The sequence below is a fragment of the Xanthomonas cucurbitae genome (genome assembly GCF_002939885.1).
Classification (GTDB): Bacteria; Pseudomonadota; Gammaproteobacteria; order Xanthomonadales; family Xanthomonadaceae; genus Xanthomonas; species Xanthomonas cucurbitae.
In genome coordinates, this window is sequence record NZ_MDED01000007.1 from 58,614 (window position 1) to 83,805 (window position 25,192).

Below are 25,192 nucleotides of genomic sequence, written 5' to 3' on the forward strand. Positions count from 1 at the left end.
GCGGTCGGCTAGATTGTATTTTACGGATACAATCTGGATGGACAATGACCACACGCCCGACACTCGCTGCAGACCTTGGTTATCAGCTGCAACTGGCCGCCCTGGCGTCCACGCATGCGGCCCGCCAGGAGCTGGCCGACCTGCAGCTCACCCCGGCGCGCGTCACCGCCTTGATCCATATTCGCGACCAACCCGGGTGCGATCAGACTGAACTCGGCAACCGCCTGCTGGTCAACCGCGCCGCCGGCATGAAGATCGCCAATGCACTGGCCGAGCAAGGCCTGATCGAGCGCCTGGCCGGCCGTGACCGGCGCAGCAAGGGGCTGTATCTCACTGTAACCGGCCAGCGCACGCTGGTGGTGGCCCAAGGCTGCCTGGCGCGCGCTGTGGAGCGCACCTGCAGCAGCCTGCAGCCAGGCGAGCAACGCACCCTGCTGCAGTTGCTCTGCAAATTGAACGCCAGCGCCACGCTGGAACGCACCGCCCCGCCGGAAGCCATGCTGGCCGACGGGGCTTGATTCCCTGTACCCCGATCTGAAGGAGACACCGCTTGAACGAGCATGACGTGGTATCTGTCCGCATCGAGAACCGCATTGCCTGGGTGAAGTTCGCACGCCCGGAAAAGCGCAATGCGATGAGTCCGGCGTTGAACCGCCGCATGATGGACGTGCTGGACGAACTGGAATTCGACGAGAACGTCGGCGTGCTGGTGCTCAGCGGCGAGGGCACCGCCTGGTCGGCCGGCATGGACCTGAAGGAATATTTCCGCGAGACCGAGGCGCAGGGCCTACGCGGCGTGCGCCGCTCGCAGCGCGAGTCCTACGGCTGGTTCCGCCGCCTGCGCTGGTACCAGAAGCCGACCATCGCCATGGTCAACGGCTGGTGTTTCGGCGGCGGCTTTGGCCCCTTGTTCGCCTGCGACCTGGCGATCGCTGCCGACGAAGCGCAGTTTGGTCTGTCGGAGATCAACTGGGGCATCCTGCCCGGTGGCGGCGTCACCAAGGTGGCCGTGGAACTGCTGTCGATGCGCGACGCCATGTGGATGACGCTGACCGGCGAGATGGTGGACGGCAAGCAGGCCGCGCAATGGCGCCTGGTCAACGAAAGCGTACCGTTGGAGCGGCTTGAGGCGCGTACGCGCGAGGTGGCCGAGCTGTTGCTGCGCAAGAATCCGATCGCACTCAAGTACGCCAAGGATGCGGTGCGTCGCGTGGGCACCATGACCTACGACGAAGCCGAAGACTATCTGGTCCGCATGCAGGAAGCGGCCAATTCCTTCGACAACAACGCGCGCAAGGAAGGGATCCGGCAGTTCATCGACGAGAAGAGCTACAAGCCCGGGCTGGGCGAGTACGACCTCAGCAAAAGCAGAACCTGAGCCTGACCGACCCAACCCGACCCGCCGTCCCCAACTGGATGTGGACGGCGCACAGGAATCGGCATGTCCGCCAGGGACATGCCGATTCCCGGCGCAGGCCGCGACCGCCTGAGGATTGCTCGCTAGGTAGCGTTGGCCGCCAGACCGGATCGCCGATGCCGCCATGCCGTTGCACTGCACAGCCGGATACGGCACGCGACCAACGCAACTGGCCGGCCCGCAGCGTGGCCGGCGTGCACTGCCGCTGCGCCTGCATACCACTTCGCGTCGCGCGCAGGCGTTTCCTCCCCTCCCCCGTGTGCCTGTCGTCGCCTTCCTTTCAGCCCTGCCTTCGGAACACAGCGCCATGACTTCGCCGATCGACTCGATTGCCCTGCACGCCCGCCTCACCCCGCACCGGCTCGCGGCCCGCGACCTGGTACTGGATCGGCACTGGAGCTACGCCGAACTGGACGATCTGGTCGGCCGGCTCGCCGCCTTGTTGCTGGCACGCGGCTGTGTCGAAGGCGAACGGCTGGCGGTGCTGGCGCGCAATTCGGTCTGGCAGGTGGCGCTGCACTTTGCCTGTGGTCGGGTCGGTGCCATCTACGTTCCGCTCAACTGGCGGCTCAGTGCCGCCGAGCTGGATATCCTGCTGCAGCGTGCCGAGCCATGCCTGGTACTGGGCGACGAGGTCGCGGCCGGGCGCGCGGACGTGGAGGCGTTGGCGGCCTTCGTCGAGGACGCCAGTGCGCTCGCCGCAGCACAGATGCCCGCCATTGCTCCCGAGCGTGTCAGCCTGATCCTGTTCACCTCCGGCACGTCCGGCCAGCCCAAGGGCGTGATGCTGAGCGAAGGCAACCTGCAGCAGACAGCGCAGAACTTCGGCGTGCTCACGCAGGTGGACGCGCGCAGCAGTTTCCTGTGCGAGGCACCGATGTTCCATGTCATCGGCCTGGTCACCAACGTCCGTCCTGCGCTGGCGGTGGGTGGCTCGATCCAGGTGTCCAACGGCTTCGAACCGGAGCGTACGTTGAACTGGCTGTGCGATCGCACCCTGGCAATCACCCACTACGTCGGTGTGCCGCAGATGATGCAGGCCTTCCGGCACCAACCTGGCTTCGATCCTGTTGCCCTTCGCCACCTCACTGCGCTGGTGAGCGGCGGTGCGCCGCACGCTGGCGAGGATCTGCTTGGCTGGCTGGAAGATGGCATCCCCATGGTCTGCGGGTACGGCATGAGCGAGGCCGGCACGGTGTTCGGCATGTCGGTCGACCAGGCCGTGATCCGCCGCAAGCTGGGCGCCGTCGGCATCTCCACGCCGGCCGTGCAGACACGGGTGCTGGACGCCGACGGCAACGACTGCCAACCCGAGGTGGCTGGCGAATTGCTGCTACGTGGGCCCAATCTCAGCCCTGGCTATTGGCGCGATCCGCACGCCAGCGCCGAGGCGCTGGACGCGCAAGGCTGGTTTCATACCGGCGATATCGTCAGGCGCGACGCCGATGGATTCTTCTGGGTGGTCGATCGCAAGAAGGACATGTTCATTTCCGGCGGCGAGAACGTCTATCCCGCCGAGATCGAGGCCACGCTGGCCGATCATCCGCAGATTCGCGAATGCGCGGTGGTCGGCATCGCCGACCCGCAGTGGGGCGAGGTCGGGTATCTGGCCATCGTCCCGGCCGGCCCGACGCTGGATCTGGAACAGATCCGCGAGTACCTGATCGCACGGCTTGCCAAGTACAAGGTGCCCAAGCATCTGCGCGTGGTCCAGGCCCTGCCACGTACGGCTACCGGCAAATTGCAGAAGGCGCAGTTGAAGCGGTCCTTGACCGACCAGCCCTGATCGGTACGCCGGCCGCTGGCGCGAGGCGCCGCTCCGGCCCGGCGTGTGCCACGACGCCGAACAGCTTGTCGGGTTGCCGGCTGTCCGCACGTGCGAGGCCCTGGCTGTGCCATCGGCATCGACGCGTCCTGCTCCCGGGGCTGCGGCGTTTGCCGGCATTGCCTCATCGGCGCGGCAGCGGCTCCCGGCATGCGCGTGCGGCCAATACCGAGGCCGCCGCCGCGTTCACGCAGACGCCTCCAGCAGCAGTTCCTCTTCGCCCTCGTGGCGATCCACCCAGATCGCGCCCTGCTCGGCCATCAGCGCCAGCTGGTGTTCGAGTTCGCGCAGCAGCAGCCGCACGCCGGGTTTGTGGATGGCGCTGCCATCGCGGTAGATCAAGCCACCCGCGCGCGCCTGCGCCGGCTGCTGCAACTGGAACGCACGCAGCTCGCCGCGTGCGATGTCGCCGGACACCATCATGCTCGGCATCACCGCAATGCTATCGGTGCCAAGCAGGATCTCGCGGGTGAAACTGGCCGAGCTGGAACGCAGATGGTCGCGCGTGGCCAGCCCGTGTTCGCGCATCACCTGCGCCACGTCGCGTTCCACATGCTGGCTCAAGGTCGGCAATACCTGTCGATAAGCCGCCGCTTCGGCAACCCGCACCGGGCCGTTCACGAATAGCGGGTGGTCGCTGCGCGCTACCAAGGCAATCGGATCCCTGTAGAGCACCTTGCGGATCAGTGCGTCGTAGCGCACCAGGGGATACAGCCTGCCGACCACCAGATCGACCTCGTTACCGGCCAGCTTGGGCAGCAGCTCGTCGGTGCGGCCGTGCAGCAGGCGCACGCGCAGCGTCGGCTCGGTACGGTACAGGGCCGCCAGCACCGCCGGCAGCAGACCACTGGCCGCCACCGGCAAAGCGCCGACGGTGATGGTCAGCGCGTCGTCCTGCAACAGCCCCTCGAAGGTGTCCTGCGCCCGGCGCAGTTGTCCCAGCACCACGTGCGCAGTCTGCACCAGCACCTCGCCCATGGCATTGGGACGCACGCCACGCGAGTGGCGCTCGAACAACGGCGCACCGACGATCTCTTCGATTTCCTGCAGCGCACGCGTGAGCGCAGGCTGGGTCACGTTCAACACCCGCGAGGCGCGCAGCAGGCTCTTTTGTCGGTCCAACGCCTCGATGACTCGCAGGTGTCGCACCTTGATGCGGTGTTCGAAGAACACGGAGGACATGGTCATGGGAAGTGGGCCTTGCGTTGGGAAGTCGGGTGAGGCGGTGACTCGGCACGCCGCCGCAATGCACCGCGCCTGCGTGAAGCCGTCGAAGGACGCGCCACGCATGATCGCGTCGCGTTGCCCGGGGTCGTCCGTACGTGCCGTGCGCATGTGTCGGTGACCGCGAAAGTGGCGCCATCTTGCACGAATCCGAGCCCGCCGCGTGCACGAATCGGCGCCGTTGCGATACCGACAATGTGGCTTGCCATGCTGCACTCCCGCAACGCGGCCCAATGCGATCGGACCAGTTGCACTGATTGTGTCGGGACCGCGCGCATCAGGCCCCAAGGGGACGACCAATCCCTGCGGAGTTCCAAGAAGGTATCCTTGAGATCCAAAGTGCCATCAAGCGCCCTCATCCGCAAGGTTTTTTATACCAGTCATTGCCAGTTTTGCCGTTCAGGTGAACGTGCGCTGCAGTACGGCGCGAGGGAATGGCGCCAGGGACGAACCATTCCTGGTTGCGTGCGGCCCGAGGGCTGGGAGGCAGGCCGCCGTGCTGCACCTGTATCGGCCTGCATGGGCCGATTGAGCGGGTCGATTGCCCGGGGATTACCCGCACCCGCTGTGGCGGGCATGCGAGGCGGCCGCAGGCCGCAGGCCGCTTGCCGGCATGGTTGCCGGGCGGACCCGTGGCAGCACAGGCTGCCACGGGCAGACGCGCACTACAACGAATGCACGAACATCAGGTTGACGTTGTTGCCGGCCACGGAATTTTTCACATCGACCGGCAAATACACGTTGAAGTTGAGCAGGTTTTCCTTGTCCAGACGCCAGGACAGCCCCGGGCCCACATAGAACTGCATCCGCTTGCTGTCGGGCACGCGTTGACCATTGGTACGGTTGTCCTGCAGCTGCTGCAGGTAATACCCGTTGATGCCCAGTCGCAGTTGTTCGCTCACCTTCACCGAGCTGGCGAAGTTGGCCCAGACCACGTCGCCGGCCTGCCCGTTGCGGAACTGGAAGCCGGGTATCGGCGGAACGCCGCCGGCGCGGCTGGTGCGGAAGTTGTAGAGATAATGCAGCCGCATGCTGATTTCCCAATCATCGCTGGGCTGTACGGTGAAAGCCCAGTGCGGTGCCACCGCCCAGTATCCATTGCCCTGGTTGATCGACACATCGTGGTCGAATTTGCCGACCGGCGCAAAGGCGTCGATCGCAAAGCGCTGGAAGAACAGGACACGCCCGTCGCGCATGACCGGCGGCATCTGCAAGGCCGGGCCGAAAGAGACATCGGCCACACCGAAGCCGTTGTCGCGCAGCCGCACCGGGCTATCGGCCGCGAACGAGGTGTCGTAGTTCACCAACGGCAGGATGGCATTGAACGCCAGCGAGCCGCCCATCCAGGTGTAGGGCGTGACGTAGATCAGCTGCGACAGCAGGACCGAGGCGCCGATGCTGGGATCGCGAAAGGCCGGCGAGTCGTTGCCGCGCGCATCCTTGATCGCGTTGAAATTGAAATGCCGCGCATAACCGATGAACGTCCAGCCGGGCGTGGTGGAGCCGAACCCGTCGAGGAAGCTGGTACCGCCCACGTTGATGCCTTGCGGCGGCGAGACCGTTTCCGGCACGGACTGCGCCAGTGCCGCGATCGGCGTCGCTGCAGCGAAAAGGGCAACGGCGAGCAGGCGCAGACGCCGAGGCGACGACAGACAGGTCGACACGGCGCGACGACGGGAAGGTAGGCGAACGCGTTCCACTGGGCGGGTCTCCGATGCGAATGAATGGATGAAGGCGACGCGACGGGGGGGAGGAAAAAGTGGAGGGTCTGCAGCGCAACGGCTGCGCCGGCACAGCGATCAAGAGGGTGGCCGTGCGCCGAGATCGCCCGGCGATTGCCGCTGCTGCGTAACGAGCCGTTGCCTGTACAGCCAGCGCTGTTCGCGCAACAGGCCGTCATCGACACTGCCGAGCAGTGCCAGCGTCTGTCTCGGACACGCCGAGCCACGATGCCCGCGCAGGCCCCTGGTGCACATCGTCAGGCGCTACCGGCCTGTCCATCCAATGGCCGGCAACGGCGCACTGCGCCAGCGTGCTGGGCGCTACGTGCGCCGCCATGCGCGCACCGTCGTCGAAGCCGGCGAAATCCAGCATCTGCACGCTGGCCAGGCCGCCCGGGGTGGCGGGTCGCGCTCCCCGGACCACGGCATCGCGGGGCAGGCTGCAGGGCAGCCACAAGAAAGACGCGAAAGACAAGGCGGGTGGACTCATGGCCCGACTGTAGCCACGCCGCTCACATCCGTCGTATGGAAGATGCGTCGTCCGCTATAAGCAAATAGACATATGCAAAGCCCTCCCGTCCGCCGCATCGCGGCCGGCGGCCTGCAGGCCCGTCAGCCAGCGCCGGAAGCGCGCCTCCACAGCACATCGACCAGCGGCGGCAGGCGGCCGGCCAAGCCGAGTACCGATCCACGCAACAGGGTCAGGTGCAGGTCGTCGTTGGAGAACACGCGGTTGATCGTGTCGAAGCCGTAGGCAGCCAGCGTGTTCTCGCTGCGCCGGACCCGTGCCCAGCGCTGCAGGCGATGGGGAGCGGCCCATTCGGCACGTTTGGCCAGCGCCTGTCGCACCGTGTCGCGCAACGCGGCGACATCGCGCAGGCCCAGGTTGACGCCCTGGCCGGCCAGCGGATGCACCACGTGCGCCGCATCGCCCACTGCCAGCACCCGTCCACTGACATACTGCTGCACCAGCTGCCGCTGCAACGGAAATGCCGCGCGTGCGGACACCACGCGCATGTGGCCCAGCCGCGCGGCGAACGCCAGGGTCAGCTCGCGCGAGAACGCCGCATCGTCCAATGCCAGCACGCGCTCGGCGTCGGCGTCGGGCAGGGTCCATACAATCGAACTGCGGCCATCGGCGAACGGCAACAGCGCCAACGGCCCGGTGGTCAGAAAGCGCTGCCAGGCGGTGGCCTGGTGCGGGTGTTCGGTGTCCACGAAGGCGACCACACCGCGTTGCGCATAGGCATGCCGCGCCACCGGCACGCCGCTCAGCTCGCGCAAGGTGGAGGCTGCACCGTCGGCGGCGATCGCAATGGCCGCCTCCAGCCGGCTGCCATCGTCCAGGCGCAGGCGCACGCCGGCGGCGTCCTGTTCCAGCTCGACCACGCGGGCCGGGCAATGCAGGGCGATGCCGGCGGCATGCACGGCCGCCCAGAGGCGATCGACCAGCAGGTCGTGCTCGACAATCCAGCCCAGCTGGTCGCGCCCCAGCGTATCGGCATCGAAACCCAGTTCGCCGCCACCGCCGGCATCCCACACCCGCATGCGCCGGTACGGCTGCGCGCGCGTAGCCCGCACTGCCGCCCACACCCCCAGGCCGTCCAGCAACGCGGCGTTGTCGGCAGCGAATGCATACACGCGCAGGTCTGGCCGGTCGGCCTGCCAGCGCGCGGGCTCGCGCCCTTCCACCAGCGCCACGTTCAAGCCGGCATCGGCCAGCGCCAGCGCACAGGCCGCGCCCACCACGCCGCCACCGACGATCACCGCATCGCGTGCAGGACGCCGGCTCATGCGATCCCCCGGCACAGCTGCGGCACCTCGCCACGGAAGCCCATTGCACCGCCGACCAGCATCGATTGCAGCGGCGCGGCCTGCGAGGTCGCCAGCAATCCCAGGCTGCGCAATGGCCGCAGCAAGGGCGCCGGGTTGCCGGTCAGGCGTGCCAGGCCACTGGAGAATGCGATGGTCTGTTCGCGATCCACGCGACGGCGCGCCAGATACGCGGTCAACAAGGCACTGGCGCCGGCATCGCTGCGATCGTGTTCGATCAGTTCGGCCAGCGTCAGCGCATCGCGCAGGCCCAGGTTGAAGCCCTGCGCGCCGATCGGGTGCAGCGTCTGTGCGGCATTGCCCAGCAGCACCACGCGTTCGGCGATCAGGGCATTCGCCAGCACCTGCACCAAGGGATAGGCGCTGCGTTGCCCGCTGGCGACGAAACGCCCGGCGCGCCAGCCGGCCGCGCGCTGCAATCGGGCCAGCCAGCCGGCGTCATCCAGGGCGGCCACCGCCTCGGCCTCGCCACGCGCCACGCAATGGATGGCGCCGTAATGGCGGTCGCCCCGCGGCAACAGCGCGGTTGGCCCGTGGTCGGTGAACCGTTCCCAGGCCGTGCCGTCCGGCGGCCGGGACGCGCGCACGCGCGCCACGAACAGGGTCTGCAGGAAATCGTGTTGATCCGAGCCCAGATGCAGCAATTCACGCACCGCACTGTGGCTGCCATCGGCGCCGACGACCAAACGGGCGTGGACGCTCTGTTCCCCCTCATCGTCGGCAAGCCGCAGTCCGCGCAGGCCGTCGCGCACCGGCTCCACGCCGATGCAGCGCGCCGGGCGGTAGCGGCGCACACCGGTCGTTTCATCCAGACGTGCCTGCAAGGCGTCGCCGAAATCGCTTGCCACCACCACCTGGCCGAAGCTGTCGCGCCCGTAGTCGGCCGCTTCCAGCTGCACGCGCCCGAAGTCGCCGGCACGGCTGACGTGGATGCGCCGGATCGGGCCGGGCGGGCGGCGCAGCTTGGCCATCACCCCGAGCGTGCCAAGCGCATTGACGGTGGCCGCAGCGAAGCTCAGGTTGCGTTGGTCGAACACGGCCGGCGGAGTGCCGGCGGGGGTGAGTTCCACCAGCCCGACATCCAGGCCGAGGCGGTCCAGGGCGATCGCCAGGCTGGAGCCGACCAGGCCGCCACCAACGATCAGAACGTCATGTGCATGTGTCATCGCCATATGATAAGCCCTCGCTCCGGGCGCGTTGCCGCGGCGGCCTGCGGCAGGTCGCCGCGTCCATGGACCGCCCCCGGGCCCGTGCCGGCCGCACCGCGATGGCGCGGGTGCGCCGGGTTCCACGCTACACTCCACGGCCTGTGAACCGGCCCCCTCGCGCATGACCTCTCGCTCGCACGACACCCTGATCCTGAGCCTGCTGGCGGTGCTGATGGCCGGCACCCGGATCAATCACTTCGCGCCGGTGCCGGATGCCTCCTGGGCGGTCTTTTTCATCGGCGGCTTCCATCTGGCCGCGCGCAGCCGGCTGGCATTCCCGCTCTTGATGGGGCTGGCGGTCGCAGTGGACTGGCTGGTCATCACCGGCCAGGGCATGAGCTTTTGGCAGCATTACTGCGTGTCGCCGGCGTACTGGTGCCTGATCCCGGCGTATTTTGCGCTGTGGGCCGGCGGCGTCTGGCTGCGTCGGCACTATCGCGGCGCGCGGTGGAGCGCGCTGGCCACCCTGGTTCCCGCCTTGCTGATCGCGGTGGCGCTATGCCAGCTGATCGCCCAGGGCAGCTTCTACTGGATCAGCGCCAGCGTGAACCAGCCCACCATGGCCGGCTGGTTCAAGAACTACACCGACTGGCTGGGGCCTTACCTGCGCAGCGCTGCGCTGTACGTGGCGGCGGCGGCGCTCGTCCAGGTCGTCGCCGAGCGTCTGGCGCCCCCCCCCGCGCCAGGCCCAGGCCGGCTGACGCCATGGGCAACCGTCTTTCCCGCCTCTATACGCGCACCGGCGACGATGGCAGCACCGGCCTGGGCGATGGCAGCCGTACCGGCAAGGACGCCTTGCGCGTCAACGCCTACGGCACCGTGGACGAAGCCAATTCGGCCCTTGGCGTGCTGCTGGCGGCCCCCGGTGTGCCGACCCCGATCGCCGCGCTGCTGACCACCGTGCAACATCAATTGTTCGATCTGGGCGGCGAACTGTGCATCCCCGGGCATGCGGCCATCACGGCGGCCGACATCCAGGCCCTGGAGCAGCAGCTGGACCATTTCAACGACAGCTTGCCGCCGCTGCAGGAATTCATCCTGCCGGCCGGTGGCGAGGCGGCCGCGCGCTGCCATCTGGCCCGCACCATCGTGCGCCGAGCCGAGCGCGAAACCGTCGCGCTGTCGCGCCAGGAAGCGGTGCGCAGCGAGGCGATCGGTTATCTCAACCGCCTGTCCGACCTGCTGTTCGTGCTGGCACGTGTGCTGGCCCGTGTCGATGGCCAGCAGGAAGTGCTGTGGCGGCACGACCGCCGTCGCGCGTGAGCATGTGCCCGGCGCCACGGAGAGGCTAGAGTTGCCCCATGCTGGTCTTTACCCACCCCGCCTGCCTCGGCCACGACGCCGGCCCTGAGCACCCCGAGAGTCCCGCCCGCCTGGAAGCGGTGGTCGAGGCCTTGCGCGCCGCCTTTCCCGACCTGGCCTGGCGCGAGGCGCCGCTGGCCAAGCTGGGCGACCTGTGCCGCGTGCACGAGCGCGAACAGGTCGATGCGGTGCTGGAAACCCCTTTCACCGGCTACCGCCAGCTGGACGTGGACACCCGCATGGTGCCGGCCTCGCGCGCGGCCGCCCTGCGCGCGGCCGGTGCCGGCATCGCGGCGGTGGACGCGGTGATGCAGGACCTCACCCGCACCGCCTTCTGCGCGGTGCGCCCGCCGGGCCACCACGCCACCGCGCAGGTGTCGATGGGCTTTTGCCTGTTCAACAACATCGCCGTGGCCGCCGCCCACGCCCGCGACCGGCATGGGCTGGAGCGCATCACCATCGTCGATTTCGACGTGCACCACGGCAACGGCACCCAGGCCATCTTCGAACGCGACCCGGCCGTGCAATACCTCAGCACCCACCAGTCCGGGCTGTACCCGCATTCGGGCAGCGTCCACGAGCGCGGCGTCGGCAATGTCCACAACCTGCTGCTGCCGCCGGGCAGCGACGGCTTGCGCTTCCGCAATGTGTGGGAAGACGACATGCTGCCGCTGATCGATGCATTTCGCCCGCAACTGATCCTGATCTCGGCCGGCTTCGACGCCCATCTGCGCGATCCGCTGGCCGACCTGATGCTGGACGACGACGATTTCGGCTGGCTGACCGCCGCCCTGCGCACCCTGGCCGAGCGGCATGCGCACGGCCGCGTGGTGTCCATGCTGGAAGGCGGCTACGACCTGCAGGCCTTGCGTGAGAGCAGCGTCGCCCACGTTGCCGCATTGCGCTGAGCCTTGGCCGCACGTCGGCCGCGCCGGGCCGGCGCTGAACCTGTCCGGGTTCCAGGCCGGGTTCTTCATTGCCCCTATGCCGGGTATACGTCAAGCTAGCGACCATTTTATTGGTTGAACCCGCGTGCGCCGAGCTCTTCGCCTGTTGCCCCTGCCCTTGAGCATTGCCATCTGCCTCCCGGCCATGGCCGTTGACAAGCCGTTGAACTGGGGACTGTGCCCGGCCGTGGATCCGCTCCCAGGTTTCGACGGCGCGCCCGCGCCCGATCCCAAGGCCGCCGAGATACGTCAACAGCTGCCCACCGACATCGAAGGCGACCAGCTGTCCGGCACCAGCACTACGCCGCAGTACCAGGGCAACGTGGCGCTCAGGCGTGGCGACCAGTTCCTGGGCGCCGACAGCCTGCGCATGGACACCGAGACCGGCAACTACATCGCCGAAGGCAACGTGCGCTACCAGGACAGCTCCTTCCGCATGGTGGCCGACCGCGCCGAAGGCAACCAGGACACCGATAGCCACAAGGTCACCAACATCCAGTACCAACTGGTGGACCGGCGCGGCAACGGCGGCGCCGAATCCGTGGACCTGCAAGGCCAGGTCGGCCAGATGCACCGTTCGACATACACCACCTGCGACCCGTCGCAGCCGATCTGGCGCGTGCGTGCGCCGGAGATCGACGTGGACAACGAAGAAGGCTTCGGTACTGCGCGCAGCGCCGTGCTGCAGATCGGCAAGGTGCCGGTGCTGTACTTCCCGTGGTTCAAGTTCCCCATCGACGACCGCCGCCAGACCGGCTTGTTGTTCCCGCAGTTCGGCCTGTCCGGGCGTAACGGCTTCGACTACCTGCAGCCGATCTACCTCAACCTGGCACCGAACTACGACGCCACCCTGCTGCCGCGCTACATGAGCAAGCGCGGTTTGATGTTCGGCACCGAATTCCGCTATCTGTACGAAGGCGGCCGCGGCGAGATCACCGGCAACTACCTGCCCAACGACAACCTGCGCAAGAAGGACCGCGGCAGCGTCTTCTACACCGGTTATCACAACATCGACAGCCACTGGCAGGCGCGCAGCAGCATCGCCTGGGTCAGCGACACCCGCTACGTGGAAGATTTCACAAGCCGCATCAACGGCATGGGCTCGGCCTCCAGCCTGCAGAGTACCGCAGGCATCTATGGCACCGGCGAGACCTGGACCGCCGGCCTGATGGCTGACCGCTGGCAGCTCACCGACTACACCCTGGACGAGCAGGCCCTGCCCTACAACCGCCAACCACGCGCCTATTTCACCTGGGAAAAGCCGCTGGGGATCTTCGAGGCCGGTGTGTACGCCGAGGCGGTGCGCTTTACGCATGACGATTCGTTCCTCGTGGTCCGCACGCCGAATCCGGATGCCGGCAACAACGACAACAATCGCGACGAATTCGTCCGCACCAATATCCGCAACAAGGAATACGGCAGCGGTTCGCGCCTGGACATCAAGCCGTACATCTCGATGCCGTTGTCGGGCGCGGCCTGGTTCATGACCCCGACCGTGGCCTGGCGTTACACCGCCTACCAGCTGGACTCGACCCTGGCCAACACCGCGCCGCTGACCGGCAACCGCACGCCTACGCGCAGCCTGCCGATCGCCTCGCTGGATGCCGGCCTGTATTTCGACCGCGAAACCTCGCTGTTCGGCAGCAATTATCTCAATACCCTGGAACCGCGCATGTACTACCTGTACGTGCCGTATCGCGACCAGGACGACCTGCCGGTGTTCGACACCCGCCCGTTCACCTTCAGCTACGGGCAGCTGTTCCGCGACAGCCGCTATACCGGCGCCGACCGCCAGAACGATGCCAACCAGCTGACCCTGGCGGTGACCTCGCGCTGGCTGCGCCAGGACGACGGCCGCGAGAAGCTGTCGCTGAGCGCAGGCCAGATCCTGTACTTCAACGACTCGCTGGTCACCATCAACAACAGCACCAACGCCGCCGCCGGCAGCGAACAGCCCATCGAGCAGGGCAAGTCCGCCTGGGTGGCCGACGCCAACTACATGATCAACGACCGCTGGTCGATGGGCGCTACCTACCAGTGGAACCCGAACTCGCGCAAGGAGGATCTGGCCAGCCTGCGCACGCGTTACCTGCTGGGCAACGACGGCATCATCAACCTGGCCTACCGCTACCGGCGCAACCTGATCGACGAAACCGACCAGCTCAAGCAGGCCGATTTCTCGTTCCTGTATCCGATCAACCCGAGCTGGAGCGCGGTCGGCCGTTACTACTATTCGCTGCTGGACCGCAAACCGCTGGAAATCATCGGTGGCGTGCAGTGGGACAGCTGCTGCCTGGCCGTGCGCGCGCTGGTGCGCCGGTTCGTGCGCAACCGCGATGGCGAGATGGACAACTCCATCCAGTTCGAGTTCGTGCTCAAGGGCTTGAGCTCGTTTGGCCAGAACACGGACCGCACCTTGCGCCGTGCTATTCTCGGCTATTACCGCGACGACCTGTACCTGGTCCCGCCCAGCAACACCACGACCAATCCGGACGATTACGATCCGAACCTGATTCCATGACCAAGCCTTTCTCCGTTGTTCTTGCCTCGTTGCTGGCCCTCGCCAGCGCGGTCCCGCCGCTGGCATCGGCGCAGCAGTCCCAACCACTGGACCGTATCGCCGCCATCGTGGACGAGGACGTGGTGCTGCAGAGCGAGCTTGATCGCGCCGTGCGCAACGTCAAGTCGCAATATGCCGGCCGCGAGAACCAGTTGCCGCCCGACGATGTGCTGCAGCGCCAGGTGCTCGAGCGCCTGGTCCTGGTCAAGCTGCAGGTCGGTCGTGCCGACGGCAGCGGCATCCGCGTCAGCGACGAAGAGCTCAACCGCGCCATTGCCAGCATTGCCCAGCAGAACGGTACCAGCGTCGATGGGCTACGCCAGAAGCTGGCGGCCGACGGCATGGGCTACAGCGATTTCCGCAACTCGGTGCGCGATGAAATCATCGTGCAGCGCCTGCGCCAGAGCTTCGCGCAGAGCCGCATCAGCGTCAGCGAAGGCGAAGTGGATAGCGCGCTGGCCCAGCAGGCCACCACCGGCAGCCAGTATCACCTGGCGCACATCCTGGTTGGCCTGCCGGAAGGCGCGACCGCCGAACAGATCGCCACCGGCCAGAAGAAGGTCGATGGCGTCAAGGCCTTGATCGACAAGGGCGAGCTTGACTTTTCGGCTGCAGCGGTGCGCTATTCGGACAGCCCCAATGCACTGGAAGGCGGCGATCTGGGCTGGCGCAGCCTGGACGAAATTCCCAATGCCTTCGCACAGTTGATCCGCGACATGCAGCCAGGCCAGGTGGCCGGCCCGCTGCGTGGCCCCAGCGGCTTCCAGCTGCTCAAGCTGGTGGAAATGCGCGACGCCAATGCCGGCGGCGAAAAGAAGATGGTGACCGAGTACAACGCGCGGCACATCCTGGTCCGCATCGGCGACAACCAGACCGAAGCCCAGGCCAAGGCCAAGATCGACACGCTGCGTGCGCGCATCACCGGCGGCGCCGATTTCCAGGCAACGGCCAAGGAATCCTCCGAAGACACCAACAGCCGCAGCCAGGGCGGCGACCTGGGCTGGTTCCCGGCCGATGCCTTCGGCCCGGATTTCGGCAAGCAGGTCGAAGGCCTGGCCGACGGTGCGGTGTCCGAACCCTTCCGTACCCAGGCTGGTTGGCATATCGTTCAGCGCGTCGGCAGCCGCCAGACCGACGTCAGTGCCGATAACCAGCGCGGCCAGATCCGCGAGACGATCGGCCGTCGCAAGCTGGAAGAAGAGTACAACCGCTACCTGCAGGAACTGCGCGGCGAAGCCTATGTGAGCTACCGCAGCGGCGACCGTGCCGACGGCAATGCCACTGCCGAGCCGGACAAGGCGAGCAAGCCGGCAGAACCGGCTGCCCCGACCCCGCCGTCGGCACAGCCGGCGCGCTAAGCCGATGCCGGTCCCGTCGCTCGCGCTGGTGCCAGGCGAGCCGGCCGGGATCGGGCCGGAGCTGTGCATCCGGCTTGCCCAACGGCCGCGTTCGGATGCGCACCTGATCGCCTATGCCGATCCAGATACCTTGCACAGCGCCGCCCAGGCGCTGTCTTTGTCTGTGCGGCTGCTCGATCCCGACCAGCCTGCACGGGCACCCGGCGACCTGCCGCTGTTCCCGATTCGCCAGGCCATCCCGACCCGCTTCGGCACACCTGATCCGGCCAATGCCGCGGCGGTGATCGCCGGCCTGCGCACCGCTGCCGGGAACTGCCTGGCCGGGCGCCTGCAGGGTATCGTGACCGGGCCGGTGCACAAGGCGGTCATCAACGCCGGCGGCATCGCCTATACCGGCACCACCGAGTTGCTGGCCGAGCAGGCCGGCTGCCCGGTGGTGATGATGCTGGCCAACCACATCGTGCGCGTCGCCCTGGTCACCACCCACCTGCCGCTGCGCGCGGTGGCCGATGCGATTACCGCCCAAGCGCTGGCGCAGTGCCTGCGCATCACCCACACCTCGCTGCAGCGCGACTTCGGCCTGCCTGCGCCACGTATCGCCGTGCTCGGGCTCAACCCGCATGCGGGCGAGGATGGCCACCTGGGCCGTGAAGAACTGGACGTCATCATTCCGCTGCTGGCGCAACTGCGCGGCGAAGGCTTGCAGCTGATCGGTCCATTGCCGGCAGACACCGCCTTCCTGCCGCAGAAACTGAGCGGCTTCGATGCGGTGGTGGCGATGTATCACGACCAGGGCCTGCCGGTGCTCAAGTACAGCGGCTTCGAGCAAGCAGTCAATATCACCCTTGGCCTACCCTACCCGCGCGTGGCGGTCGATCACGGCACCGCGCTGGAACTGGCCGGGCGCGGCATCGCCGACCCGTCCAGCCTGATGGCGGCAACCGCGCTGTGCGCCCGGCTGGCGGCGCGCGGCTGAGCAGACGCCACAGCACCGGCGCGTAGCCTGGCGCGCCCTTGCCCGCACACTGCAGCGCTGGCACCGACACCGCGTGCGGCCGCCGGCTCCGTTAAACTGCGTGGATGAATTCTTCCTTCAGCGCACCGGCCAAGAAGTCGCTCGGCCAGCACTTTCTTGCCGACCGGTATTACATCGACCGGATCGTCCAGGCGGTGGACCCGCGCGCCGGCCAGCACCTGGTCGAAATCGGCCCCGGTCAGGGCGCCATCACCTTCCCGCTGCTGCGCAAGCACGGCGCGTTGACCGTGATCGAGTTCGATCGCGACCTGATCGCCCCGCTGACCGAGACCGCCGCGCCGATCGGTGCGCTGAACATCATCCACCGCGACGTGCTCAGCGTGGACTTCACCGCGCTGGCCAATGGCAGCCCGATCCGCCTGGTCGGCAACCTGCCCTACAACATCTCCTCGCCGATCCTGTTCCATGCGCTGGACCACGCTGGCGCCGTGGCCGACATGCACTTCATGCTGCAGAAGGAAGTGGTCGACCGCATGGCCGCCGGCCCCGGCAGCAAGGTGTATGGCCGGCTGAGCGTGATGTTGCAGGCGTACTGCGAGGTCACTGCGCTGTTCGTGGTGCCGCCGGGCGCGTTCCGGCCGCCACCGAAGGTGGACTCGGCGGTGGTGCGGCTGGTGCCGCGCGACCCGGCCACGGTAGAGATCACCGACCGGCGCCGTTTTGCCGATGTGGTCCGCGCCGGCTTTGGACAGCGCCGCAAGACCTTGCGCAACGCCTTGTCCGGGGTCTGCGATGCGGCGCAGTTCGAGGCCGCCGGCGTGCGCCCGGATGCCCGCGCCGAACAACTCGAGGTCACCGATTTCATCCGGCTGGCCAATGTCGAGCCGACGTGAGCGCGGCTCCCACACTCTATTTAGACTTTTCGTATGCACGATGATCCACGCTACCGGATCGAGGTGGAGGTGTTGCCACGCTTCCTCGCCCAGCAATCGGTCCCCGACGAAGGCCGCTACACCTTCGCCTACAACGTCCGCATCCACAACGCGGGCACCCTGCCTGCACGCCTGATCGCCCGCCACTGGCAGATCACCGACGCCGACGGCCGCACCGAGCAGGTCGATGGGCAAGGCGTGGTCGGCGACCAGCCCTGGCTGCGGCCGGGCGAAACCTATGACTACACGTCCAGCATGGTGTTGGGCACCGAGCATGGACAGATGCAAGGCCACTACGACATGGTGGCCGACGATGGCACCGAATTCATCGCCCCGATCGCCGCCTTCGTGCTGAGCGTACCCAGGACGCTGCACTGATGACGGCTGGACTGATGGAGCGAACGCGATGAGCGTCTGGGCAATTGGCGACCTGCAAGGGTGCTACGACGTTACCCAGCGATTGCTGGAGAAGATCAATTTCGACCCGGCACAGGACACGCTGTGGTTCTGCGGCGATCTGGTCAACCGCGGTGGGCAATCGCTGGAAACGCTGCGCCTGGTGCATTCGCTGCGCGCGCACAGCGTGGTGGTGCTGGGCAATCATGACCTGTCGCTGCTGGCGATCGGCGCGCGCTCGGAAGAAGAGCAACGCAAGGTCAATCCGGACCTGCAGCGCGTTGTGCTGGCCGAAGACCGCGACGTGCTGCTGGACTGGCTGCGCATGCAAAAACTGGCGCATGTGGACCGCACGCTGGGCTGGATGATGATCCATGCCGGGCTGGCGCCGAAGTGGACCACGCAACTGGCCGAAAAGCATGCGCGCGAGGTCGAGCAACAGTTGCAGGGCAGCGGCTACCGCAAGCTGCTGCGCAATATGTACGGCGACCAGCCCGGCTGGTCGCCGGGCCTGAGCGGCTACGAGCGCAGCCGCGCCATCATCAACCTGTTCACGCGCATGCGCTATTGCACCCCGCGCGGGCGCATCGCCACCGAAGACAAGGGCACGCCGGGCACGCAGGCCCAGGGGCTGTACCCCTGGTTCGAGGTACCGGGCCGGGTCGAGCGCGATCTGAAGATCGTCTGCGGGCACTGGTCGGCGCTGGGGCTGACGATTACCCAGGGTGTGCATGCCATCGACACCGGCGCGGTCTGGGGCGGCAAGCTCACTGCGCTGCAGCTGGACACCGAAGAACTGTGCGTGGTGCAGGTCCCGGGACGTGAAGTCACCGCCCCGGCGACACCGGCCGCGCACGCCCCTCGACGTCCGCGCGAAGGCCAGGGCCGCCAACGCGGGCGTGGACGTGGACGTGGCGGAAACGGCGGTGGTGCTGGTGCCAATGGCAAGGGCGCCCCCCCCGCTGCCGGCGCCCCAGGCGCTGGTGGCGCACGCCCGGCCACCGAATAAGTCTGCCTGGCGGCCGGCGAATTGGCGAATTGGCGAATTGGCGAATTGGCGAACTGGCGAACTGGCGGCGCAAGATCAGGCCAGCGCCGACTCCGCGCGCTGCGCCTCCAGCGCGCGCACGCGCGGCAGCACTTCGCGGCCGAAATAGTCCACCTCTTCGATGAAATGCAGGAAGCCGCACAGCACCAGATCCACGCCTACTTCCTGCAAGGCGAGGATGCGCTCGGCGATCTGCTGCGGCGTGCCGATCAGGTTGGTGCGGAAACCATCGTTGTACTGCACCAGGTCCTCGAAGGTGGAGGTGGCCCAGTTGCCCTCGCCCTCCGGCGATGCCTGGCCGGCCTGCCGCGTGGCATCGGCGAACGCCTTGACCGCCTCCACATGCGCATGCGCGATGATTTCCTGCAGCACCGCCTGGGCTTCCTGCTCGGTCTCGCGCGCGATCACGAAGGCGTTGACGCCCACGCGAACCGTATGACCATTGGCGGCGGCCTTGGTCTGCAGGTCCTGGATCTGCACGCGCAACTGCTCGGGCGTGTTGCCATTGGTGAAATACCAGTCCGACACGCTTGCCGCATTGTCGCGCGCCGCACGCGAACTGCCGCCCTGAAAGATCTCCGGATGCGGCTTCTGCAGCGGTTTGGGACTGAGGGTGTAGTTGTCGAAGCGGTAGAAGTCGCCATGGAAACTGAAAGCATCCTGGGTCCAGATCCCCTTCAACACCTGGATGAATTCCCTGGAACGCCGATAGCGCTCGTCGTGCTCCAGCCACGGCTCGCCGATGGCATCGAACTCGCCCTTGAACCAGCCGCTGACCACATTGATGGCGATGCGCCCGTTGCTGATGTGGTCGATGGTGGCGATCTGCTTGGCCACCACGGCCGGTGTCCAGGGGCCGGGCAGGATGGCCGCCAGTACCTTCAGGCGCGAGGTGGAGTGCAGCAAGGCCTGACTGAAGGACACCGACTCATGCTGATGCTCGGCGCCATAGCCGGCAGTAAACCGGATCTGGGTCAGCGCGTAATCGAAGCCGGCGTGCTCGGCGGCCTGCGCCAGCCGCACGTTGTAGTCCAGGCTCCAGTCGGTGCGCTGTTCGATCGTGCTGACAACCAGCCCGCCGCTGACGTTGGGAACCCAGTAGGCGAAGGTCAGCGGCGCAGCGTTGGATGAGTGGCTCATTGAAAACTCCTGCGGGAATCGGAGGATTGAAGGGAGAGGACGACGTTGCGCGGCCAGTGACGCATCACCGGGCCCATGGGTGCGGCCAGCGTGCTGCAGTGCGCGTCACTGCACGTGCAGGCAACGCACATCGCGTGCCACGCTTATCCCCGTGCGACATATCCAGATAATCGCCATGCAATCCGCATCGCACGGGCGACGATTGCACGCTGCGTCAAGGCAGCCACCCCGCCCCCCACCAAACCGATACGGCGACACGACGCAGCCAGCGCCGCGACACGAATGCCACCCAATCTGCACGATGGCTTACGGGTATCGGCGATGCGCGCACCACCACCGGCGCTCATTCGACAAACCCGATGGTCGTGACAATTCCCGCCTCCAACCCCGTGTCCGCGACCCTCCCGCAAACACCGGGCCGTATCGAACTAAACAAATCCACTCGCACGATTCACAGCGCATCCCCGGTGGCGCCCATGTGTCGCGCGACGAAAATACACAAACTGCTGATTCGCTGTTTCCCTGCAAACATGTTTGCGGCGCTTATCGCTGCGCGCTCTATGCTCATACCGACGACAGCATAAGGATTGCAGAAAAAGCCACTTGAAACAGCCTGTTTTCTGCAATTTCATTAGCTCATTCTCAAATCTGCTAAGCGCACGCCAATCCCGATGGTGCTTTGCCATTGCACTGCATCGCGCCATGCAGTCAGATGCCATTACCCGCTGCCGGCACATCGACGCAGGTTTCTCCCGCGTTTGTTGTCTGTGCAGCAACAGCGCGACTGTCGCCATGGCACGGAGTTTGCGTGACGGCTCGACACCGCCCCCACAGGAATCTCGCATGCGCACACCATTGAATGTCGTTGCCGTGTCCGGCAGTACCGCGCGCCCATCGCGCAGCCTGGCCCTGGCCGATGCCACCCTGGACGAGCTGGCGCAGCATCTGGCGCTCAAACCCAGCCGCATCCACCTGGGCGATATCGCACGCGCATTGGGAGCGGCGCAGTGGCGCGGCGATGTCGATGCAAGCACCGAACAGGTGCTGCGCCAGATCGAAACGGCAGACCTGCTGCTGGTGGTCGCACCGGTGTATCGCGGTTCGTATCCGGGCTTGCTCAAGCACCTGTTCGACCTGATCGACATGCACGCACTGATCGACACACCGGTATTGCTGGCCGCCACCGGTGGCAGCGAGCGACACGCGCTGGTGATCGATCACCAGCTGCGGCCATTGTTCGCGTTCTTCCAGGCACTGACGTTGCCGATCGGCATCTATGCCAGCGAAAGCGATTTTCGCGATTACCAGGTGGTCGATCCGGCGCTACGCCAACGCATCGCCCTGGCCGCCGAACGCGCTGCCGGCGTATTGGGCGTACGCCCCGACGCGCGACTGCGCATTGCCTGATCCGGTTCGCCGGCGCGAGCCCGGCAGCCCACATTAAGGAGATTGCGATGGAGATGTTCTGGTTCATTCCCACCCACGGCGACAGCCGCTATCTGGGCACCAGCGAGGGCGCGCGCCAGGTCAGCGCCGACTACGTGACCCAGGTGGCCGTGGCGGCCGACACGCTGGGCTATGAAGGGGTCTTGATTCCCACCGGGCGCTCCTGCGAAGACCCGTGGGTGATCGCGTCCAGCCTGATCAATGCCACGCGCCAACTGAAGTTTCTGGTGGCGCTGCGCCCCGGGCTGATGGCGCCCGCACTGGCCGCGCGCATGGCGGCCAGCTTCGACCGCCTCTCCGGCGGGCGCTTGTTGGTCAATCTGGTCACCGGCGGCGACCGCGGCGAGCTGGAAGGCGATGGCGTGTTTCTCGATCATGCCGACCGTTACGACGCCTCGGCCGAATTCATCCGGATCTGGCGCGAGATCATCCGCCACAGCCATGACAGCCAGAGCTACGACTTCGATGGCAAGCATTTGCAGGTCAAGGCGGCGCAACTGCTGTATCCCACCGTGCAGCGGCCGTATCCACCGGTGTGGTTCGGTGGTTCGTCCGATGCGGCGCACGATCTGGCCGCCGAACAGGTGGACACCTACCTCACCTGGGGCGAGCCGCCGGCCGCAGTGGCGCAGAAGATCGCCACCGTTCGCAACAAGGCCGCCGCGCTCGGGCGCACGCTGCGCTTCGGCATCCGCCTGCATGTGATCGTGCGCGAAACCGATGCGCAGGCCTGGGCCGCCGCCGATGCGCTGATCCGTCATCTGGACGATGACACCGTGGAGCGCGCGCAGCGCGCCTTCGCCCGCATGGACTCGGTCGGCCAGCGGCGCATGGCCGCCCTGCATGGGCGTGGCCAGGGCCGCACGCGCGCCGATCTGGAAGTCAGCCCGAACCTGTGGGCCGGGGTTGGCTTGGTTCGCGGCGGAGCCGGCACTGCCCTGGTCGGCAGCCCGCAAACGGTGGTGCAGCGGATCGAGGAATACGCCGCGCTCGGCATCGACACCTTCATCTTTTCCGGCTATCCGCATCTGGAAGAGGCGTATCGCTTCGCCGAACTGGTCTTCCCGCTGCTGCCACGCGCGCGCCGGCAAGCACTGCCCGGGCAACCACTGAGCGGCCCCTTCGGCGAAGTCATCGCCAACACCATCGTGCCACGCGCTGCGGCGCGCTGACCGGAGCACCCATGAAACGACGCAATTTGCTCAAACTCGGAACGCTGGCCGGTGTCGCGCTGGCTGCCCCGCCGCTGTTGTCCAGCGCGGCGGATGCACCACGCAAGATCGCCGTTCCCGAACGACTGCGCATGGATTACGCCTATTACTCGCCCACCTCGCTGGTGCTCAAGCACTTCGGCTGGCTGGAAGCGGCGCTCAAGCCGCAAGGCACCGAGGTCACCTGGGTGCTGTCGGCCGGCAGCAATCGCGCACTGGAGTATCTGGCAGGCAACAGCATCGACTTCGCCAGTACCGCCGGCCTGGCCGCGCTGCTGGGTCGCGCCAACGGCAATCCGGTCAAGTCGATCTATGTGTACTCGCGCCCGGAGTGGGTCGCCCTGGTCGTCGGCAAGCAATCGCCCATCCAGCGCGTGGCCGAATTAAAGGGCAAACGGGTGGCCGCCACCAAGGGCACCGATGCGTATCTGTTCCTGCTGCGCGCGCTACACGAAGTCGGCTTGCACCGAAACGATGTCGAGATCGTCCATCTGCAGCATCCGGATGGGCGCATCGCCCTGGAACGCGGCAACGTCGATGCCTGAGCCGGACTGGACCCGCATATGGCCGCCAGCCAGCTCGAAGCCGGCTCACGGCTGCTCTATCGCAACGTCGCCTTCAATTCGTATGGTTTCTTGAACACCAGCGAAAAATTTGCCGCCGCCTACCCCGAGCAGATTCCGCTGGTACTGCAGGCTTATGAAAAGGCGCGCCGTTGGGCGATCGCGCATCCGCAGGCATTGGCCAAGCTGATCGCCGAACAGGCACGGCTCTCGGTGCCGGTGGCGCAACTGCAGTTGCAGCGCACCGATCTCAGCCAGCCAGTGATCGGCGCCGAACAGCTGGCGGCCTTGCGCAGCGCCGCGCCGATCCTGCTCGAAGAAGGCCTGGTGCGACCGGGAACCGACCTGACCCAGGTATTGAGCACACTGATCGATCCACGCTACGCCACACGCGCACGCGTGGCGCAGGGATGACGACCACGATGAATCAGACCTCGCTGCGCCTGTCGCGCACCCTGCCACCCTCTCTGCAGCGGCGCTGGCGCCTGCCTGCCGGCAGTCTGGGCCTGGTGTTGCCGGTGAGCTTCTTCGCCGCACTGGAACTGTGCTCGGCGTTGGGCTGGACACCACGTTATCTGCTGCCGCCTCCCAGCCAGATCCTGACCACGCTTGTAGACGAAGCCGGCCGCGGACTGGCCGGCCATCTGGGCGCCAGCGTGCTGCGGGTGCTGGTGGGCTTTGCTTTGGGTGCCGGGCTGGGGCTGCTGATCGGCATCGGCGTCGGCTTGAACCGCTGGCTGGAACGCTTGCTGGATCCCAGCTTCCAGGCGCTGCGTGCGGTTCCCAGCCTGGCCTGGGTGCCCTTGTTGTTGCTGTGGATGGGCATCGATGAAGCACCGAAGATCACCTTGATTGCTATCGGTGCGTTCTTCCCGATGTATCTGGGTGTGGCCAATGGCCTGCGCCAGGTCGACCGCACGCTGATCGAGCTGGGCGAGACCTATGGCCTGTCCTGGGGCCGCATGGTGCAGCGGATCCTGCTGCCGGCCGCCCTGCCCTCCATCTTCACCGGGCTGCGTACCAGCCTGAGCCTGGCCTGGATGTTTCTGGTGGCCGCCGAATTGATCGCCGCCACGCGCGGGCTGGGTTATCTGCTGAGCGACGGGCGCGAAACCTCACGGCCGGACATCGTCATCGCCGCCATCGTATTGCTGGCCCTGCTCGGCAAACTCAGCGACAGCGTGCTCAAGGCGCTGGAAACCCGCACACTGCACTGGCGCGACAACCTGCAGAACCGCCACACCCATCCGCACGCGGCGCACCGGGCATGAGTGCCGGCCTGCAGATCCGGGTGGCGGCAAAACGCTTCGGCGCGCGCCGCGTGCTGCAGGACATCGACCTGCGCGTGGCACCGGGAGAAGTGCTGAGCCTGATCGGCGCCAGCGGCTGCGGCAAGAGCACCTTGTTGCGTATCGTGGCCGGCCTGGAGCGCGACTACAGCGGCGAGGTGCTGCTGGACAGCAGGCGCGTACAGGGCATCGACCGCCGGATCGGCTTCATCTTCCAGGAGCCGCGCCTGCTGCCCTGGCTGGACGTGGCGGGCAATGTCGCCTTCGCCGACGACGCCGGCCTCTCGCCGGCGGCAGCACGGCAGTCGCCGCGCGTGCAGCAGTTGCTGGCCGAAGTCGGCCTGCTCGACCACGCGCAGACCCTGCCCAAGCAACTCTCCGGCGGCCAGGCGCAGCGGGTGGCACTGGCGCGCGGGTTGTACCGGCAACCGCAGGTGCTGTTACTGGACGAACCCTTCAGCGCCGTGGATGCGTTCACCCGCATCCGGCTGCAGGAGCTGCTGCTGCGTCTGGCCGGCGAGCATGGCTTCACCGTGCTGCTGGTGACGCACGATATCGAGGAAGCGGCCTATCTGAGCGACCGTGCCGTCGTGATCGGCGGCCAGCCCGGATCCATCGTGCATACCCAGGTGCTGGACACGCCGCGGCCACGCGACCGCCAGGTGCACGAGGCCACGCTGCGTGCGGCGCGCCAGGAGCTGCTGGCTGCGCTGCACGACATCCATGCAGTGTAGGTCTGTGGTGATCGCCTGCCGACACCTGCCACTGCCCGCCGGCATGCACCCGCACCACCGTG

The 25,192-nt window shown here is 66.9% G+C and carries 22 protein-coding genes and 1 pseudogene; 18 read left to right on the forward strand and 5 right to left on the reverse strand.

The genetic code is table 11. From position 1 onward, the window contains the following. The first annotated feature begins 44 nt into the window (after window positions 1-44). The 3 genes from XcuCFBP2542_RS05800 to XcuCFBP2542_RS05810 all read left to right on the forward strand — a co-directional run bounded on the left by XcuCFBP2542_RS05800 (window position 45) and on the right by XcuCFBP2542_RS05810 (window position 3,203). Complete coding sequence (locus tag XcuCFBP2542_RS05800; protein ID WP_104602667.1) at window positions 45-518, forward strand: MarR family winged helix-turn-helix transcriptional regulator; 474 nt, start codon at window positions 45-47, stop codon at window positions 516-518. 32 nt (window positions 519-550) lie between these two features. Then, window positions 551-1,378, forward strand: a complete 828-nt coding sequence (locus XcuCFBP2542_RS05805) for a p-hydroxycinnamoyl CoA hydratase/lyase (RefSeq protein WP_104602668.1) — start codon at window positions 551-553, stop codon at window positions 1,376-1,378. Window positions 1,379-1,724: 346 nt separating this feature from the next. After that, the gene (locus XcuCFBP2542_RS05810) at window positions 1,725-3,203 is read left to right on the forward strand and encodes an AMP-binding protein (protein ID WP_104602669.1); all 1,479 of its coding nucleotides are present in this window, start codon (window positions 1,725-1,727) and stop codon (window positions 3,201-3,203) included. A 225-nt stretch (window positions 3,204-3,428) separates the two neighbouring features. On the opposite strand, the gene XcuCFBP2542_RS05815 is transcribed toward XcuCFBP2542_RS05810, so the two are convergent. The 4 genes from XcuCFBP2542_RS05815 to ubiH form a co-directional block, all read right to left on the reverse strand. Beyond that, window positions 3,429-4,430: a LysR substrate-binding domain-containing protein gene (locus XcuCFBP2542_RS05815; RefSeq protein ID WP_104602670.1), complete on the reverse strand. Its 1,002-nt coding sequence runs from the start codon at window positions 4,428-4,430 to the stop codon at window positions 3,429-3,431. Window positions 4,431-5,131: 701 nt separating this feature from the next. Next, window positions 5,132-6,166: a SphA family protein gene (locus XcuCFBP2542_RS05820; RefSeq protein WP_104602671.1), complete on the reverse strand. Its 1,035-nt coding sequence runs from the start codon at window positions 6,164-6,166 to the stop codon at window positions 5,132-5,134. Window positions 6,167-6,799: 633 nt separating this feature from the next. Beyond that, window positions 6,800-7,981, reverse strand: a complete 1,182-nt coding sequence (locus XcuCFBP2542_RS05830) for a UbiH/UbiF family hydroxylase (protein WP_104602673.1) — start codon at window positions 7,979-7,981, stop codon at window positions 6,800-6,802. After that, window positions 7,978-9,186, reverse strand: a complete 1,209-nt coding sequence (gene ubiH / locus XcuCFBP2542_RS05835) for a 2-octaprenyl-6-methoxyphenyl hydroxylase (RefSeq protein WP_104602722.1) — start codon at window positions 9,184-9,186, stop codon at window positions 7,978-7,980. Before ubiH ends, XcuCFBP2542_RS05830 begins: the two co-directional genes overlap by 4 nt. A gap of 163 nt (window positions 9,187-9,349) precedes the next feature. Between ubiH and XcuCFBP2542_RS05840 the strand changes: the two are divergent. The 9 genes and pseudogenes from XcuCFBP2542_RS05840 to XcuCFBP2542_RS05880 all read left to right on the forward strand — a co-directional run. Further along, window positions 9,350-9,904, forward strand: a pseudogene (locus XcuCFBP2542_RS05840) (hypothetical protein); the annotation flags it as partial. A gap of 29 nt (window positions 9,905-9,933) precedes the next feature. Then, window positions 9,934-10,491 carry a cob(I)yrinic acid a,c-diamide adenosyltransferase gene (locus tag XcuCFBP2542_RS05845; RefSeq protein ID WP_104602674.1) on the forward strand — a complete coding sequence of 186 codons (558 nt, stop codon included), beginning with the start codon at window positions 9,934-9,936 and terminating at the stop codon, window positions 10,489-10,491. Window positions 10,492-10,529: 38 nt separating this feature from the next. Next, complete coding sequence (locus XcuCFBP2542_RS05850) at window positions 10,530-11,438, forward strand: histone deacetylase family protein (protein ID WP_104602675.1); 909 nt, start codon at window positions 10,530-10,532, stop codon at window positions 11,436-11,438. Between the two features lie 124 nt (window positions 11,439-11,562). After that, on the forward strand, window positions 11,563-13,998 hold the full coding sequence (gene lptD, locus XcuCFBP2542_RS05855; protein WP_104602676.1) for an LPS-assembly protein LptD: 2,436 nt from the start codon (window positions 11,563-11,565) through the stop codon (window positions 13,996-13,998). Further along, window positions 13,995-15,395 (forward strand): peptidylprolyl isomerase, encoded by a 1,401-nt coding sequence (locus XcuCFBP2542_RS05860; protein ID WP_104602677.1) that lies wholly within the window; start codon window positions 13,995-13,997, stop codon window positions 15,393-15,395. Before lptD ends, XcuCFBP2542_RS05860 begins: the two co-directional genes overlap by 4 nt. 4 nt (window positions 15,396-15,399) lie before the next feature. Then, on the forward strand, window positions 15,400-16,371 hold the full coding sequence (pdxA, locus tag XcuCFBP2542_RS05865; protein WP_104602678.1) for a 4-hydroxythreonine-4-phosphate dehydrogenase PdxA: 972 nt from the start codon (window positions 15,400-15,402) through the stop codon (window positions 16,369-16,371). 104 nt (window positions 16,372-16,475) lie between these two features. Further along, window positions 16,476-17,264 (forward strand): 16S rRNA (adenine(1518)-N(6)/adenine(1519)-N(6))-dimethyltransferase RsmA, encoded by a 789-nt coding sequence (rsmA, locus tag XcuCFBP2542_RS05870; RefSeq protein WP_104602679.1) that lies wholly within the window; start codon window positions 16,476-16,478, stop codon window positions 17,262-17,264. A 33-nt stretch (window positions 17,265-17,297) separates the two neighbouring features. Continuing rightward, the gene (apaG, locus tag XcuCFBP2542_RS05875) at window positions 17,298-17,681 is read left to right on the forward strand and encodes a Co2+/Mg2+ efflux protein ApaG (protein WP_104602680.1); all 384 of its coding nucleotides are present in this window, start codon (window positions 17,298-17,300) and stop codon (window positions 17,679-17,681) included. A 28-nt stretch (window positions 17,682-17,709) separates the two neighbouring features. Beyond that, the gene (locus tag XcuCFBP2542_RS05880) at window positions 17,710-18,708 is read left to right on the forward strand and encodes a symmetrical bis(5'-nucleosyl)-tetraphosphatase (protein ID WP_104602681.1); all 999 of its coding nucleotides are present in this window, start codon (window positions 17,710-17,712) and stop codon (window positions 18,706-18,708) included. Window positions 18,709-18,783: 75 nt separating this feature from the next. On the opposite strand, the gene sfnG is transcribed toward XcuCFBP2542_RS05880, so the two are convergent. Then, entirely contained in the window at window positions 18,784-19,887 is a 1,104-nt protein-coding gene (gene sfnG, locus XcuCFBP2542_RS05885; RefSeq protein WP_104602682.1) for a dimethylsulfone monooxygenase SfnG, read from the reverse strand. Between the two features lie 843 nt (window positions 19,888-20,730). On the opposite strand from sfnG, the gene msuE reads away from it, so the two are divergent. Genes msuE through XcuCFBP2542_RS05910 form a run of 6 tightly spaced genes read left to right on the forward strand, consistent with a single transcriptional unit; the run spans window position 20,731 to window position 25,130 of the window. After that, window positions 20,731-21,294 (forward strand): FMN reductase, encoded by a 564-nt coding sequence (gene msuE, locus XcuCFBP2542_RS05890; protein WP_104602683.1) that lies wholly within the window; start codon window positions 20,731-20,733, stop codon window positions 21,292-21,294. 47 nt (window positions 21,295-21,341) lie between these two features. After that, the gene (gene ssuD, locus XcuCFBP2542_RS05895; protein WP_104602684.1) at window positions 21,342-22,505 is read left to right on the forward strand and encodes an FMNH2-dependent alkanesulfonate monooxygenase; all 1,164 of its coding nucleotides are present in this window, start codon (window positions 21,342-21,344) and stop codon (window positions 22,503-22,505) included. An 11-nt stretch (window positions 22,506-22,516) separates the two neighbouring features. Further along, a complete protein-coding gene (locus XcuCFBP2542_RS19965) occupies window positions 22,517-23,089 on the forward strand; it encodes an aliphatic sulfonate ABC transporter substrate-binding protein (protein ID WP_249027613.1) in 573 nt (190 codons plus the stop codon). A gap of 18 nt (window positions 23,090-23,107) precedes the next feature. Continuing rightward, window positions 23,108-23,521 carry a type 2 periplasmic-binding domain-containing protein gene (locus XcuCFBP2542_RS19970; protein WP_249027614.1) on the forward strand — a complete coding sequence of 138 codons (414 nt, stop codon included), beginning with the start codon at window positions 23,108-23,110 and terminating at the stop codon, window positions 23,519-23,521. 8 nt (window positions 23,522-23,529) lie between these two features. After that, window positions 23,530-24,378: an ABC transporter permease gene (locus XcuCFBP2542_RS05905; RefSeq protein WP_104602723.1), complete on the forward strand. Its 849-nt coding sequence runs from the start codon at window positions 23,530-23,532 to the stop codon at window positions 24,376-24,378. Continuing rightward, entirely contained in the window at window positions 24,375-25,130 is a 756-nt protein-coding gene (locus XcuCFBP2542_RS05910; protein WP_104602685.1) for an ABC transporter ATP-binding protein, read from the forward strand. Before XcuCFBP2542_RS05905 ends, XcuCFBP2542_RS05910 begins: the two co-directional genes overlap by 4 nt. Window positions 25,131-25,192 lie beyond the last annotated feature (62 nt).